Genomic DNA, 13,311 nt, shown 5'->3' with positions numbered 1-13,311 from the left:
AAATCAGATTATCCTTACTGCTTGCGGAGGTCCACATTGTTCATCCCGCCCTAGTAATGTTCTTACTCAGCAGTATTGACAATCAACCTATTAAGCAGACCTCAGCAACGAACTATAGCGAAGAAGCCTTTTTTATTAGAAGCAACAAAGAAAAGATTTTCAGAACAAAATCATAGTACTTTTCAACTTGTCGACAAGGCTACAACTTGATTTGCAAAGCTATTCCTCTAAACAGACACTCTCCCGCTAATAAGATCCTCTTTGATCATGCATGACCATTTCTCGATTCATTTGTAATGATGGCTATCCGTTCAGGTAGAACGGAGGCTATGTCAAAACTCGGGAGGTACAAAATGAAACGTTAATTAGTCCTGTCCTTAAGTGCGTGCGGTAGCGGAGAACCAAATACATCCGCCGGTAATCAAAAAGCGAAATTAATCAAAATAGGATTAGGCGGAACACCCAAGGATCACTTTATGTATAAAGGCCTTGTTAAGTTTAAAGAACATGTGGTAACCCAGACTAAAGGGGATATTAAAGTAGAGATATACTCGGATAGCCAACTCGGTGACGATAAAAAAATATTAGACTCATTTAAAGCAGGCACCTCCAAATTGACTGTACCTAATCCGGCAGCATTAGGAGCGTCAATAAAAGAGTTTAATATATTAAATCTTCCTTTCCTATTCCCTGATGAAGAAGTGGCCGAAATGGTTATGGATGGAGAGACAGGTAAAGAATTTACGGCGATACTAAACAGTTAAGGTCTCGTAGATTTGGTGTTAGCGGACTAGGTTACCGGCATGTCACGAACAATATTCGTCCAATTGAGAAAATTGACGATTTCAGCTAGGCAAGAAGTTTTATGACGAGTTATCGCTTGAACAACAAAAAAAAAATTCAAGAAGGTATACAGATTGCTGTGAAGTATATGAGAACAACCTCGAAGAGCGAGCATGAGGAAGCATTAGTATTGTTGAAAAAAGAGGGAATGAAAGTATCGGAATTAAGTCAGGAAGTGAAAGAACAGATCAAAGTAAAGGTCAAACCGGTAGTAGAGAAACACGCAAATGAAATAAATATTAAATTGTACAATCAGTTAGTCGAAGAAGTTAAAAAATATTCTAAATAGAAATCATTCTAGCCATGATTTTAGCGGTTTTTTTTGGGCAATTAAAGCCTCAATGACATGCGTAGATATTTGCTTGCTGTGGACGGCGGCTGGTTAGGCCGTTTGAGCAAGGTCATCATACATAAAAAATGAGGTTGAGAGGAGATTTTATCTATGACAAGATGGTTTAAAGTAACGGCATCCGTTCTGGCGGTTGGTGACAGCAGCCGGCTGCGGGAGCGGTCAGAGCAATAAAACGGAGGGCCAGAACAATAAACCCGCCGCTCAAGCGTCAACGACGAGTACGGAAAACAATGATTCCAAAAGAGCCCGATAGCGGAATACCCCATACCACGGGACTGCCGCGGAATTGTGCTTCATTGCGTTACAAGTTTTTGTTTTACATTTACGCAACGAGGTAAAGAACAAAATCGGTAGAGGTTTTTAGCATAGAGGACTGTGCAAATTGAACAATCGATGCAGGATTATTGAATAATGGAAAGAATTACTATGTATGTCTAAGGAGGGATAGGGATGAAGGTAGTTATTGTTGGAGCAGGAGCTGTTGGGGGATATTTTGGGGCTAAAATGGCGCAGGCCGGTGTTTCCGTTTCCTTTCTTGTAAGATCGAATCGATACGAGCAATTGTTGAAAAGAGGTTTACGGGTTAAGAGTGTTCATGGCGACTTTTCTGTTGAGCCTAACCTTATCGTATCGCCGGACCAAGCCAGAGACGGTGATGTCGCCATTCTTGCAATGAAAAATTATCACATGGCTGAGGCCTTGCCTCAGCTTGATGATTTGGTAAAACATGGCCTGAAGATACTCCCGCTTCTAAACGGAATCACTCATATGGAGCTCTTAGTCAATCACTACGGTCGGGAAAACGTTCTTGGGGGTTCATGTTATATTGAGTCAACCCTTAACGAAGACGGGGATATTGTACAAACAAGTCCCATGCAAGATATTGTTTTCGGTCCTCTTAGTGACCAATTATCAGAGGACTGGTTGAACGAGTTGGAACAAACTTTACGTTCCGGCGGGTTTAATGTTCGTAAGAGCAGCTCGATTCTTACCGAAATGTGGCAAAAATTTATATTCCTAGTGTCATTAAGCGGTATTACAAGTGTCCTTAGGAGTCCAATTGGTGTAGCACTGCAGGATCCTTTTGCCAATGATGTATTGAAGAAAATGATTCAGGAAATCGTTGATGTCGCCAAAGTCAAAGGAATATCCCATTTGGAAAATACAGGTGAACAAGTTTATCAGAAGTTATCCGGTCTTAATCCAAGCATGACTTCTTCTATGCACCGGGATTTGGAAAAGGGGCTTCCGCTCGAAGTTGAAAGTTTGCAAGGAGCAGTTATCGAAATGGCGAAAAAAATAAATATTCAAGTTCCCGCTATTCAGTTTCTTTATGCTGTGCTTCATCCATTTAGAAATGGTAAGGTACTGCCGAAGTAGCGAAATGAAATAAAGGTATAAAAAGCTAACGAATGTAAATGCTACAAAAAACAATGATAAAGGTGGTAGTGATGATGAGTAATAGCTTGGATGCAATCAGAGCCGATCAACAGAACTTCCTTGATCAAACGGAGGACGAAGTGAAGGAGGTACCCGCAAGCACGAATCAGAATGAAGCGGTTGAAGCCATCACGGCACACATCAATAAATATGATGAGCCGGAAGAGAAAGAAGTAAAGAAATAAAGACGCTTATAAGCGGCTTACTCTACGATTGGTGGAGTAAGCCGTTGTTAGTTATGAAGTGCTGAATCCTTACATTAGATCCGAACAAAACAAAGATGATGTAAGTATATCTTACGTATTTGGTTGACGTAAATATCATATAAACCGTATAATAAGAAACGGAATTCATTGATATTGTACGTTTCGGAGGGATTAATGTGATGGATTTAACCACACTTTCCAGCGGTTTGGATACGATCTGGGTCGTTCTGACCGCAGCCATGATATTGCTGATGGAAGGCGGCTTTGCCTTGCTGGAGGCGGGGTTCGTAAGGCAAAAAAATGCCGTCAGCATCATTATGAAAGTATTTGTCGACATCACCTTCGGGGCTTTGGTCTTTTTCTTCTTCGGCTTTGCACTTATGTATGGCAAGGATGCTTTCGGCTTATTGGGTACAAGCGGTTTCATGATGAAAGGAGACTTGACACACATTGATCTAAGTATCTCCCATGATACCTATTGGTTGTTTCAATGTGCATTCGTTATTGCCGTCATTTCCATCGTGTCCGGTGCTGTTGCCGAAAGAATCAACTTCCGGGCCTATATCCTGTTCACCATCGCCATGACCGGTTTGATTTATCCGATTGCAGGCCACTGGGTATGGAGTGTAGGCGGATGGCTCGGGGGACTCGGCATGATCGATTTCGCAGGCTCGGCCGTTATTCATGGACTCGGAGGTTTTGCCGCTCTGGCGGCAGCTCTGTTTATCGGTCCGAGAATCGGCAAGTTTTCGGAAAACGGGACGGCCAACATCGTTCCGCCTTCCAATCTGCCGCTTGCTTCCGTGGGAGCTTTTATCCTCTGGTTCGGTTGGTTCGGCTTTAACTCGGGCAGCACGCTCAGCGCGACGAACAGCTCGATTGGACATATCGCCGTAACCACCATGCTATCTGCCGCTGCCGGTGGCGCCGCATGCATACTATTTACGATGTTTCGTTACCGAAAAGCGGATCCCCCCATGGTGATCAACGGTTCTTTGGCCGGATTGGTCGGCATAACGGCAGGCTGCGCATTTGTAAGCGATATGGCTGCCATTCTGATTGGAACCGTCTGCGGCATTGCTATGGTTTTCGCAACCGAGTTCATGGAATCGAAGAGAATCGACGATCCTGTCGGTGCATTCGCCGTCCATGGTGTCAGCGGAAGCATAGGCACACTGGCGCTCGGTCTATTCGCTATACCGGAGTTGAGTCAAGGGGTGGGCCAAGGATATGGCGGTTTGTTCTACGGCGGCGGGTTCCAGCTGCTTGGTGTTCAGGCGCTCGGGCTCGCAACCGTCGTCATATGGGGCTTTGGACTTACGTGGATTGCATTCAAGTTGATTAACATGCTGGTGCCGGTTCGAGTAAGCCGGGACGAAGAGCTCGTCGGATTGGATGTGGGCATTCACGGGGTTCCAGCCTACAGCCAAGAGCATGACTTTATCGAGCTGACCAAGCTGAGAAGATAACTCAGCTACACTCGTCCTCCCGATAGGGAGGATTTTTTATGCGGTACAAAAAACACCCGCCATTATCGTAATGTTGGGTGTTTTCAGCGGTATTTCTTATATTAACAGATTGGTTTTTTGAGGAAGCTTTTTTATTTCAGTTCGTTCTCCAGTTCTTCACTGACCGCAATCATATCGGTCGGTTTACTTCCTTGCAAAATGGCTTGGGCATTATCGATTTCAGCTCTCAGTATCCGAATTTGCTCCATTGGCTTTTTCACATAATGGATGTATTCTACAGCCAAGTGATGATCCGGCTTCTTACCGGCAAAAATTCTGCGAAAAGCTGACATGGACTGGTACATTCGCTCTTCCATCATGCGTTTCTTCTCATAACGCTCAACCACCTGTTTGATTTCAGAGATCTGCTCTTCTTTCCGGGCAATATAAGCTTCCAAAAACGGATATACGTCAGCGGCTTTCCGTTTGTTCACATGTATCGAACTCCCTGTCAATAAAGCATTCACCATGAAATCTCACCTATCCCTTAATGTTAACAATTATCACTGTGATATTATTTTACACCAAAACATTTGCTTTGAAAATAAGTAATTTTGTTCGGGTTTTTCTGATTCTGGAGAGCTTATTACAAAAATGTGGAGGAATTTAAGTGTCAGACGTTTTAAATTCGTGTTCATGTAATTACGATCGCAGAAATCGTACCTGCCGAAAAAGGGCTGCATCCGCAGCTTGTATCTGAATTTAGGGGTTACTGCTGGCGCATCCTGATAAACAAAGAAGCGTTCCTGACGACAATAGGCCATTGTTCGGGCTGATTCCCCTCGTGAGGGGAAAGTAGGTATTGTTACCGGCAGTGGCTCCGGTCACCTGCCCTTAATTCTAGGCTGTGTAGGAAAAGGGATGCTTGATGGAGCGGCAGTTGGCAATATTTTTGCTTAGTCAGAATACCTCCAATATACGTTCTATATAAAATCAGTTCAGCCGATTTTGGAGATCATGCAGGATGAAGTATTCGGTCCTGTAGCCCCCATTATGAAATTTTCATCATTTGAAGAAGCTGTTCAATTGGCTAACGATTCAAAGTACGGTTTATCGGCCTATTTGTTTACCAACGATTACAGAAAAGTCATGCAAGCCGTCAGGGATATCGATTTTGGGGAAATTTATGTGAACCGAACCGGTGGGGAAGGGTTTCACGCTTACCATTCCGGCTATAGAAACAGCGGTATCGGCGGGGATGACGGCAAATATGGAATTGAAGCCTATCTAAAGAAAAAGACTTCATGAGCATCCGCATATTTCGGGTTGTTCCGCACGTTTGTCGGTCAAAGCCATACGGCATATGATGGAAAACAATAAGCATGTGAAAGCTGTGCATTATGACAGAGAGGTTAAAGCGCTGCTTAATGTGGCTACGCCTTCCGTCGTTCGGATGTACTGCAGCAAAGTGCTTTGACGGGCCGAGGCATCACGATTGCTGTAGTGGATACCGGAATATATCCGCATCCGGATTTGACGCAAAGGCGCAACCGGATTGTAGGTTTTAAAGATTGTGTATCCGGTCGTACAGCCGCCTATGACGATAACGGGCACGGAACCCACTGCGCCGGCGATGCTGCCGGTGACGGAACCTCGTCGGGCGGACTTTATAAAGCGCCGGCCCCGGACGAGAACGTCATCGGTGTGAAGGTGCTTGACCGCAACGGGTCAGGAGCGATGTCGACAATCATTGCGGGCGTAGAGTGGTGCATCAATAACCAGACGCGATATGGCATTCGCATCCTATCGTTGTCACTCGGGACCCAGGCACTGCAATCTGCATCTACCGATCCGCTAGTTCGTGTAGTGGAGACGGCTTGGAACCGTGGAATGGTGGTTTGCGTCGCCGCCGGTAATGAGGGGCCCGATACGAGGACCATTGCCAGTCCCGGTATCAGTCCGCGGGTGATTACAGTAGGCGCACTAAACGATGTAAATTCGGTCAACCGGAGTGATGACCAAATCGCCTCCTTCTCCAGCCGCGGACCGACGCCGGATGGCTTGGTCAAGCCAGATCTGCTTTGTCCGGGTGTCAATATTATTTCGCTTCGCGCACCGAACTCCACTCTGGATCGCAGCTATAAAACAAACCGTATAGGCAGCTTATATTTTACCGAATCCGGTACCTCCATGGCGACGCCGATTTGTGCAGGGGTCATCGCGCAGTTGCTTCAGGCAAACCCGGCTTTGACACCCGATCAAGTGAAGGAACGGCTGCTGAGAGGCACAGATGATCTGGGATTGCCGCCCAACGTGCAGGGCAGGGGCTACTTGAACGCGGCGAAGCTGCTGCAGTCCTAAGAATAACCGTCAGGGAAACGAACCATAGACCTGACGGTTTCTTGTTTTCAATGACCATTCACCTGTATAGGCAAACGTGCATACCTTAATTCATCAATGGACTTTTCGGAGGGATCAAGAAAATGACTTATACGAGTTTTGAGGCAGCAAGTTTGTTCGAGCTCCGGTTTTGGTTACAGGTTCTGGGGGACCATGCCAGATTTATTCACGGATCGCTGGCAGTGGAGGAGCGGGAAGAAATCCACAGGGCGGAGATGTTCATTCAATCCTTCGATCATATGCTGGAAACGGCGAGGACAGATTTACCGGCGCAAGATATTGTTAATTTGGATAAGGCCGCATACCGAACAGGAGAAGACATCCGTTTGTTTAAGCTGCACCTTTTGATGCGTCACCTTAGCGGCAAAATAAAAATGAACATGTCCCCCACATTTCTTAATCATATGGTCAATGAAGCAGAAGAGGCTCTATCCATTTTTCAGTATTTGCAAGCAGGGAGAATTCCGCCGCTGCAAAACCCTCTTCATCACCATTTGGTCTGGCTGCAGGATGCGTATGGTCATTCGGCCTCCATCAGCGGTGAATTGGATCTGGTTGAAAAAAGACTGAAGGAAATGAGCGACGGATTTACTAAGCATTTTGAGGAGCTTCATTTGAAAGCGATAGAATTAGCAGGCTATACCCGGACAGGACTGCCACATTTCCCGGCATTAAACCGTTTCAACAAGCAGGTCGAGTTAGAGATGGTATTGTTCAGGGAGTTCTTAAAGGAGCTCGAAGAGATGGGGCTAACCAGGGAAATGCTGGGTACTTTGATGCCGCTGATGGCCGATCATATGGCTAGGGAAGAATGCTACTATTTGACGAAGCTGTCCTGGGTATCCGAGGTGAGGCCTCCGAACTGTGACCCCGGCAAGCCGAGAGTGGAGTCATAATTTCATGATTGACTTGTATACTAACATTCTAGTTTAATTTGATAAAACGTTTACATTTCAAAATAGGGTGAGAGAATGGATTTACCAAACATATCAACGAAGAGAGAAACACTATCGGACCATGCTTATCAGGTATTAAGAAATGCGATTGTCACTTTGAAATTACAGCCGGGACAGCAGGTATATGAAATGGAGCTGGGCAACACCCTAGGGGTTAGCCGTACGCCCATTCGAGAAGCCTTCCGCTGTCTAATGGCCGAAGAATTAATCGAGGTCCAACCGCAGCGAGGGGCTCAGATTGCCTATATTTCTAAGCGAAAGATCGCCGAATCCCGATTTGTTCGGGTTAGTCTAGAGGTCAAAGCTTTTAAAGAAGTGGCTAAACAATGGAATCAGGACGACCTCCGATTTAAAAGGCTGTACCTTGAAGTTGAAGATATTTTAGATAAACAGAAAAAGATGGTAGACGAACAGGACGTAGAGGCATTTTTTGAACTCGACGAGAAATTTCATTATACGATTTTGGAGACAACGGGAAATTCCACGTTAATCTCCATTATCAATCTCATGCGCGGCCATCTCAATCGAATGCGGTATATTGAACTCCAGGAAACAAAACATATGTTGCGGCTTGTAGATGAGCATGAGGCCATTTTTAAATCAATTGTTTCAAATCAGCCGGAACAGACAGAGCGCTTGCTTAGTGAGCATATTCTTCTGCTCGAAAGCGATACCGATCATCTTATTGAGAAATATCCGCAGTATTTCAGGCCTTAAATTTAGCGCAATGCAATAATGCTTTTCTCTTTTTCACCAAAATGAAAATGCTTAATATCCTATGGATGATATTTCTTTAGGGGGGAATGTCGTTTGGTCTAACTTGCATACTAGTATATATTGAAGGGCGAAGGAATGGTGGATTGCAGACCTTATTATCCAAAAATTCTTGTAACGCCACCTGTCGGTGTCTGTTTGTTTGTAGCATCGGAAATCGGCGAAGTAACGCTCGGAAGGGCGGCTAAAGCTTTGCTGCCGTTTTTGGCCGTTGAGCTGGTTGTGCTCTTTTTGGTGGCTTACATACCGGAGATTACGCTTTTCCTTCCTAAGCTGTTGAGTGAGTAATTAAAGAACAGAAAGCAGAGAGTAGAGTGACTACATTGAAAGCCATACAAGTCGTTGAACCGGGCAAGATTGACATCATAGAAAGGCCTAAACCGAGCATTAACCTTGGTCATGAGGTGCTGGTTAGGGTTCGGATGGCAGGGATTTGCGGTTCCGATATGCATATTTATCACGGTACGTCACCGGTGGCCACATATCCTCGTGTCATCGGCCATGAAATGGCGGGGGAAATCGTGGAAATCGGCCCGGATGTGAAAGGGCTGAAGGCAGGAGACAAGGTCGTCATGGAGCCCATCCAATGGTGCGGCGAATGCTATGCTTGCAGGTCCGGCCGAAAAAATGTGTGCCCCCGGCTTCAAGTATACGGGGTACATCAAGACGGAGCCTATCAGGAATATATTGTTCTTCCGGAAAATATCGTACATAAAGTGGACGATGGGCTCGACTGGCACGAGGAGGTTCAGGTCGAACCGTTTACGATCGGTGCTCAGGCCAATTGACGGGGCGACGTAAAAGCCGGAGAACTCGTACCGATCCCTAGGATTTGCTCGGAACCGTGCTGTGGCTGTCCGACTCCCATATGTCCGGATTTGTTACCGGAATTACCATTCCGGTAGACGGGGGATTTATGTCTTATTCCGGAGTCTGAGGAAGAGAAGGCCGTTGGCCGTATCGGATGAGAAAAAAGCATTTTTCATATGCCTTGGCGATGCGAGACCGGGATTCCTTGAAATACAAGGGATTCCGGTTTCGTTTTTAATAAATCAGCTTATCAAATGCTTCTCCTTTTTATTCTTCTAGCAATAATAAAAAATGTGTATAATGAAAAAGCCAAAAGTAAAATATTTCCTAAAAATCATTGCGATTAGGAGGATCATATGGCTGAAACTTGCTTTATTGTCGACGATGAACCTATCGAAGCGAAGGCGCTGGAATGGATTCTAAAGGATGCATTTCCCGAGCTTACGGTGTATCAGGAAACAAGCGGCAGGAAGATTCTTGAATTGGCGGAATTTCACAAGCCGGATTTGCTGATCGCCGATATCCAGATGCCCGGGATCAATGGCTTGGACTTGATTCATGAATTGAAGGCTTCGTTTCCGAAAATGAAAGTGATTCTGGTTTCAGCTTACGAGGAATTTGAATATGCCCAGCGCGCCATCCAGCTGGAGGTCAAACATTATTTGGTCAAGCCGGCCGGCAGGGAAGAAATCGTACGCACGGTGCGAAGCACCCTGGAGGAATGCCGAAGGGAACGGAAGGTACGAACGGAGCACATCTTGAATCGGGAACGTTTCCAGCTAACGAACCATTTTTTGCAGAGGGAATTATTCAACGGCCTGATGCAAGGTACCTTAAATGAACCGTATTATCAGGAAATGAAACAGCTGCTTGGCATCGATCAGATGTCTGGGTACTTGGTAACGTTCAAACCGGCAGGCAACGGCGAGGAGGAGTTGATTCAAGAGCTCATTCGAAAATGGAAGGTGTTATTTCCTGTTGTTTTGGAATCCTGCCTTTGGGAAAAGAAGCTTGTGCTGCTCTTCTCTTCTGAAGATCATGAACAGGTAACGGCTGAGCTTGTGAAAAATATAAAGCGCTTCCAAAACCGGATGCCGGTCGGTCTGGAATGGGAAATTCAATCTGTCGGAAATGGGTTGTCCGATTTAACGGAAGCTTTCCGTAATGCTCTGCTGCAGCTGCGGGGTGACCATCAATTGAAGCTGGAGGTGGAGGATTACATCCGCAAAAACTATCATCGGGATTTGAGGGTGGAGGAGATGGCAGAGTATGCACGATTGTCCGTAAACTATTTCAGTAAATGGTTTAAGAAGCATTTCGGAGAAACGTTCTCCGAGTATCTTATGGTATACCGGATAGAGCAGGCTGCCGCCTTATTGAAAATAAAAAATGGAATTACGATTAAAGAGGTCTGCTTTCAGGTTGGCTTTCATGACCCGAATTATTTTAGCCGCGTGTTTAAGAAAATCAAGGGGAAGAACCCGAGTGAGGTCTAATGGAGATTAAAGTGAAACAGATCTGGTTTCTGTATTTCATTTTGTTTGCCGGGCTGTTGTCAGGTTCATTATGGTTAGGGATTTCCTTTTATCAATCCTGGGAATTGGCAAGGGATGCGCGGCAGCACTTCACAGAGAAGGTGAATCCGGCAAAGAAAAAGCAAATTTTATTGGTATCCGAGGAAGCTAAGCATCCTTACTGGGATGTGGTATATAAAGGGGCTCAAGCCGCTGCGGAAGAGGATCTGAGGATTGAACTTCAGGGTCCCTACCGGGCAAGCGTTGAAGAGCATCGGCTTCTCATTGAGAGAGCGATAGCTTCTAAAGTGGACGGCATTATCACTCAAGGCCTGGATGACGCTTTTGTTCCCGTAATCAATAAAGCGGTGGAAGCCGGCATTCCTTTGATTACGATCGATACGGATGCCCCGCAAAGCAAACGGTTGGCTTTTGTGGGCACGGACAATGATCAGGCAGGGGTACAGATCGGAACATACCTGAAAGCATATAAGCAAGATCCCGCACACATCGGCATCATTTCGGGAAATCCGGAGGGACAGCATATGAAGCTGCGGATCGAGGGATTTAAGCAGGCCATTAAGGATCGCGGGGATTTTACGATTGTAGCATGGGAGGGTTCGCAAATCAGTAAACTGGAGGCTGTAAAAAAGGCATACGGGATGTTGAAGGAGCATCCGGAAATTAACGTGATGTTTGGAGTAAGCGCTTTAGACGGTCCGGGAATAGCCCAAGCGGTGAGCAAATACTTTCCTGAACGTTCGATCGATATCCTCGCTTTTGACGATTTGCCGGAAACGGTTGAGTTGATCAAGCAGGGAGTGATTAAAGCCACAGTGCAGCAAAAATCGTATTTAATGGGCTTTAAAAGCGTGGAATTGATGCGGAAAATATTACACCGGGAGCCGGTTTCCCCGATGAACTATACGAAAGCATTCATTATTGACCGCTCCTCCATGGATGCCTATATACAGTCAAGAAAGGAGTGAAGGACAATCCGGATTTACAAAAAGGTATTTATCAATGTGATTATATTCAGCGCTTTTTTTAATGGACTTATTTTTCTCATGTATTATAATTTCACGCAGCATCTCGACAATTATGAGATGATCCTGAGAAGCTTTGTCCGGATGAACGACATCGCCAACACGGTGGAAGCGGCCCAAAGCTCTTTGAATCAATATTTGAGCAGGGGTTACGAGAAAGACCGTCATGATATCACAGCCGGACTCGATTTGCTGAAGGATTATGTAAAAATGATGGAACAAGAAAAATATCTGCACAACAACAGTCAATACCAGCTGCTGAATTTGACCCATTTATTGGGGCGTTTCCAGCAGGAGGTGGAAGTGAGCATCACCTACTATGACCGGCAGGAGATTGATTCCTATACGGCGCATTACAATGAAGCGTTCAAGCTTTCCGGGTTTATTATGGATAATACAAGAAATATAACAAGCTCGGAATTGACCTCGTACCGGGAGCAGTTTGTGAAAATTACGGAAAGCAAGCATTTGTTTCAAATGATGGGAAGAACGATGTTTTTCGTCTCCATTGTGATAAGCATGCTGTATTCGTTGTTTATTTTTCACGATGTTTCTTTACCGTTGAGAAAGCTGGCGGCGCGTTCCCGAAGAATATCATCGGGTAATTTTAATGTAAGCGACATTTCGCTTGAACGAAAGGACGAGATCGGCGAATTGATGGCCGCATATGCGGTGATGGGCTACAATATTGAACAGCTGCTTAAGGAAGTCAAAAGCCAGGAGGAATATAAAAGGCTGCTGCAGGAGATGGAGCTCAAATCGCTGCAAAGTCAAATCAATCCTCACTTTTTGTTTAATACGTTAAATATCATCTCCCGATTGGCCTTTATGGAAAAAGCCTATAAAACGGAAGATCTGATGATGAACTTGTCCAAGCTGCTGCGGTATAATTTGAAAAAAGTGGAAAGTCGGGTAACACTGAGAGAAGAGCTGGATATTATCCATAAATATCTTTATATTCAAAAAGTCAGGTTTCAGGATCAGATTGACATTCAATTCGAGGTGGATGAAAGGTGTTTGGATATGGAAATGCCGTCGTTAATCCTTCAGCCCATTGTAGAAAATATTTTTGTCCACGGCATTCAATCTGCCGACAGGGTTACCCAAATTCGCATCCGCATTTATCAGGACGATGGGGGTGAAAATATTGAGATCCATGACAATGGAGCGGGGATGCCTCGTGAAACGATGGATCGGCTGCTGAATGTAAATCAAGAGTCCTCAACAGTAGGGCTCGGGATTCAAAATGTCATTAGGCGGCTGCGCATCTTCTACCAGACATCAGACGTTATTTCCATTCATAGCGAATTGGGGATGGGAACCTGCATCAAACTGGTTTTGCCGCGCAATCGACATTATCAGTTTGTTTAAAGCCGCGTAAAGCGGTTTTTTTCATTGGGCGTGCCCAGCTAAGCACGCATCTTCTAGCCGGTGAAAGTCCGGTCGCGGGAGGAGCCAAGTCCCCGCGTAGCTAGGATACTTGCGTATGGCGAAATCTGTGCGTAAAAGCGTATCGACGAAA

General features: G+C 45.3%; 17 protein-coding genes and 1 pseudogene. 17 read left to right on the top strand and 1 reads right to left on the bottom strand.

Annotated features, from left to right (window positions below; genetic code table 11):
* Positions 1-371: 371 nt before the first annotated feature.
* The 5 genes from dctP to ACZYR9_RS26480 all read left to right on the top strand — a co-directional run bounded on the left by dctP (position 372) and on the right by ACZYR9_RS26480 (position 4,310).
* Positions 372-764: a TRAP transporter substrate-binding protein DctP gene (gene dctP / locus ACZYR9_RS26500; RefSeq protein WP_488981385.1), complete on the top strand. Its 393-nt coding sequence runs from the start codon at positions 372-374 to the stop codon at positions 762-764.
* A gap of 116 nt (positions 765-880) precedes the next feature.
* The gene (locus tag ACZYR9_RS26495) at positions 881-1,132 is read left to right on the top strand and encodes a hypothetical protein (protein WP_488981383.1); all 252 of its coding nucleotides are present in this window, start codon (positions 881-883) and stop codon (positions 1,130-1,132) included.
* Positions 1,133-1,645: 513 nt separating this feature from the next.
* A complete protein-coding gene (locus ACZYR9_RS26490; protein ID WP_488981382.1) occupies positions 1,646-2,575 on the top strand; it encodes a ketopantoate reductase family protein in 930 nt (309 codons plus the stop codon).
* A 74-nt stretch (positions 2,576-2,649) separates the two neighbouring features.
* Positions 2,650-2,820 (top strand): hypothetical protein, encoded by a 171-nt coding sequence (locus ACZYR9_RS26485; protein WP_488981381.1) that lies wholly within the window; start codon positions 2,650-2,652, stop codon positions 2,818-2,820.
* 200 nt (positions 2,821-3,020) lie between these two features.
* Positions 3,021-4,310: an ammonium transporter gene (locus tag ACZYR9_RS26480; protein WP_488981380.1), complete on the top strand. Its 1,290-nt coding sequence runs from the start codon at positions 3,021-3,023 to the stop codon at positions 4,308-4,310.
* 131 nt (positions 4,311-4,441) lie between these two features.
* Here ACZYR9_RS26480 and ACZYR9_RS26475 read toward each other — a convergent pair whose 3' ends face one another.
* Positions 4,442-4,783 carry a hypothetical protein gene (locus ACZYR9_RS26475; protein ID WP_488981379.1) on the bottom strand — a complete coding sequence of 114 codons (342 nt, stop codon included), beginning with the start codon at positions 4,781-4,783 and terminating at the stop codon, positions 4,442-4,444.
* Positions 4,784-5,111: 328 nt separating this feature from the next.
* Between ACZYR9_RS26475 and ACZYR9_RS26470 the strand changes: the two genes are divergently transcribed.
* From ACZYR9_RS26470 to ACZYR9_RS26415, 12 genes and pseudogenes are all read left to right on the top strand, one after another.
* Positions 5,112-5,249 carry a dihydroxyacetone kinase subunit DhaK gene (locus tag ACZYR9_RS26470; RefSeq protein WP_488981384.1) on the top strand — a complete coding sequence of 46 codons (138 nt, stop codon included), beginning with the start codon at positions 5,112-5,114 and terminating at the stop codon, positions 5,247-5,249.
* Positions 5,250-5,306: 57 nt separating this feature from the next.
* Entirely contained in the window at positions 5,307-5,597 is a 291-nt protein-coding gene (locus ACZYR9_RS26465; RefSeq protein ID WP_488981378.1) for an aldehyde dehydrogenase family protein, read from the top strand.
* A gap of 31 nt (positions 5,598-5,628) precedes the next feature.
* Complete coding sequence (locus tag ACZYR9_RS26460) at positions 5,629-5,766, top strand: hypothetical protein (RefSeq protein ID WP_488981377.1); 138 nt, start codon at positions 5,629-5,631, stop codon at positions 5,764-5,766.
* Positions 5,763-6,650 (top strand): S8 family peptidase, encoded by an 888-nt coding sequence (locus tag ACZYR9_RS26455; RefSeq protein ID WP_488981376.1) that lies wholly within the window; start codon positions 5,763-5,765, stop codon positions 6,648-6,650. The genes ACZYR9_RS26460 and ACZYR9_RS26455 overlap by 4 nt, the downstream gene beginning before the upstream one ends.
* Before the next feature lie 122 nt (positions 6,651-6,772).
* The gene (locus tag ACZYR9_RS26450; RefSeq protein ID WP_488981375.1) at positions 6,773-7,585 is read left to right on the top strand and encodes a DUF2935 domain-containing protein; all 813 of its coding nucleotides are present in this window, start codon (positions 6,773-6,775) and stop codon (positions 7,583-7,585) included.
* Between the two features lie 75 nt (positions 7,586-7,660).
* Positions 7,661-8,362 (top strand): GntR family transcriptional regulator, encoded by a 702-nt coding sequence (locus ACZYR9_RS26445; protein ID WP_488981374.1) that lies wholly within the window; start codon positions 7,661-7,663, stop codon positions 8,360-8,362.
* Positions 8,363-8,497: 135 nt separating this feature from the next.
* On the top strand, positions 8,498-8,707 hold the full coding sequence (locus ACZYR9_RS26440; protein WP_488981373.1) for a TRAP transporter large permease subunit: 210 nt from the start codon (positions 8,498-8,500) through the stop codon (positions 8,705-8,707).
* A gap of 26 nt (positions 8,708-8,733) precedes the next feature.
* Positions 8,734-9,207: an alcohol dehydrogenase catalytic domain-containing protein gene (locus ACZYR9_RS26435; protein ID WP_488981372.1), complete on the top strand. Its 474-nt coding sequence runs from the start codon at positions 8,734-8,736 to the stop codon at positions 9,205-9,207.
* A 41-nt stretch (positions 9,208-9,248) separates the two neighbouring features.
* Positions 9,249-9,356, top strand: a pseudogene (locus tag ACZYR9_RS26430) (D-mannonate oxidoreductase); the annotation flags it as partial.
* A 229-nt stretch (positions 9,357-9,585) separates the two neighbouring features.
* Positions 9,586-10,725 (top strand): response regulator transcription factor, encoded by a 1,140-nt coding sequence (locus tag ACZYR9_RS26425; RefSeq protein ID WP_488981371.1) that lies wholly within the window; start codon positions 9,586-9,588, stop codon positions 10,723-10,725.
* Positions 10,726-10,736: 11 nt separating this feature from the next.
* Positions 10,737-11,732, top strand: a complete 996-nt coding sequence (locus tag ACZYR9_RS26420) for a sugar-binding protein (protein ID WP_488981370.1) — start codon at positions 10,737-10,739, stop codon at positions 11,730-11,732.
* Between the two features lie 78 nt (positions 11,733-11,810).
* On the top strand, positions 11,811-13,160 hold the full coding sequence (locus ACZYR9_RS26415) for a sensor histidine kinase (protein WP_488981369.1): 1,350 nt from the start codon (positions 11,811-11,813) through the stop codon (positions 13,158-13,160).
* Positions 13,161-13,311: the final 151 nt, after the last annotated feature.

This window comes from Paenibacillus sp. F024 (assembly GCF_057814255.1).
Note: the sequence above shows the minus strand (reverse complement) of the source record. Positions and strands in the feature narration are given on the sequence as shown.

Bases quoted from the DNA above. Each gene is read 5' to 3' on its own strand.
- ACZYR9_RS26440 (WP_488981373.1), top strand. From the start codon at position 8,498: ATGGTGGATTGCAGACCTTATTATCCAAAAATTCTTGTAACGCCACCT.
- ACZYR9_RS26485 (WP_488981381.1), top strand. From the start codon at position 2,650: ATGAGTAATAGCTTGGATGCAATCAGAGCCGATCAACAGAACTTCCTT.
- ACZYR9_RS26425 (WP_488981371.1), top strand. From the start codon at position 9,586: ATGGCTGAAACTTGCTTTATTGTCGACGATGAACCTATCGAAGCGAAG.
- ACZYR9_RS26490 (WP_488981382.1), top strand. From the start codon at position 1,646: ATGAAGGTAGTTATTGTTGGAGCAGGAGCTGTTGGGGGATATTTTGGG.
- ACZYR9_RS26445 (WP_488981374.1), top strand. From the start codon at position 7,661: ATGGATTTACCAAACATATCAACGAAGAGAGAAACACTATCGGACCAT.
- ACZYR9_RS26465 (WP_488981378.1), top strand. From the start codon at position 5,307: ATGCAGGATGAAGTATTCGGTCCTGTAGCCCCCATTATGAAATTTTCA.
- ACZYR9_RS26480 (WP_488981380.1), top strand. From the start codon at position 3,021: ATGGATTTAACCACACTTTCCAGCGGTTTGGATACGATCTGGGTCGTT.
- ACZYR9_RS26415 (WP_488981369.1), top strand. From the start codon at position 11,811: ATGTATTATAATTTCACGCAGCATCTCGACAATTATGAGATGATCCTG.
- ACZYR9_RS26450 (WP_488981375.1), top strand. From the start codon at position 6,773: ATGACTTATACGAGTTTTGAGGCAGCAAGTTTGTTCGAGCTCCGGTTT.